The sequence below is a fragment of the Bifidobacterium ruminantium DSM 6489 genome (assembly GCF_000770925.1).
Classification (GTDB): Bacteria; Actinomycetota; Actinomycetes; order Actinomycetales; family Bifidobacteriaceae; genus Bifidobacterium; species Bifidobacterium ruminantium.
Map to the genome: position 1 here is coordinate 1 of NZ_JDTK01000064.1, position 322 is coordinate 322.

The following is a 322-nucleotide window of genomic DNA, read 5'->3' on the forward strand; positions in this document are numbered from 1 at the left end:
CGAGATCCAGACCGAAACCCAAGCCGACGCGCGAGCAGGAGCTCGCGGAGGAGGTCGCGTACCTGAAGGCGAAGGTCGCGTACCTGGAAAAACTCCGGGCCCTGCGGGCGTCCAAGTCACGCGGCGCGAGCGAAGCGCCGTCGTCCGACTGCTCGCAGGGCAGGGGCACCGGCTCGACCACCTCCTCGAGATAGCCGGGCTGCCGCGATCCACGTACTACCATCACCTGTCGCGCCCGGCGCACGTGTCCAGGCCGGACGTGGAGCCGATGGTGCGGGAGATATGGGAGCGCACCCCGAACGGGTGCGGCCACCGGCAGGTG

The 322-nt window shown here is 69.9% G+C and carries 2 pseudogenes; both read left to right on the forward strand.

Going from position 1 to position 322, the window contains the following annotated elements:
• Positions 1 to 194: pseudogene (locus tag OU26_RS10710) on the forward strand (IS3 family transposase); the annotation flags it as partial.
• A pseudogene (locus tag OU26_RS10000) lies at positions 149 to 322 on the forward strand (IS3 family transposase); the annotation flags it as partial. The pseudogenes OU26_RS10710 and OU26_RS10000, both read left to right, overlap by 46 nt.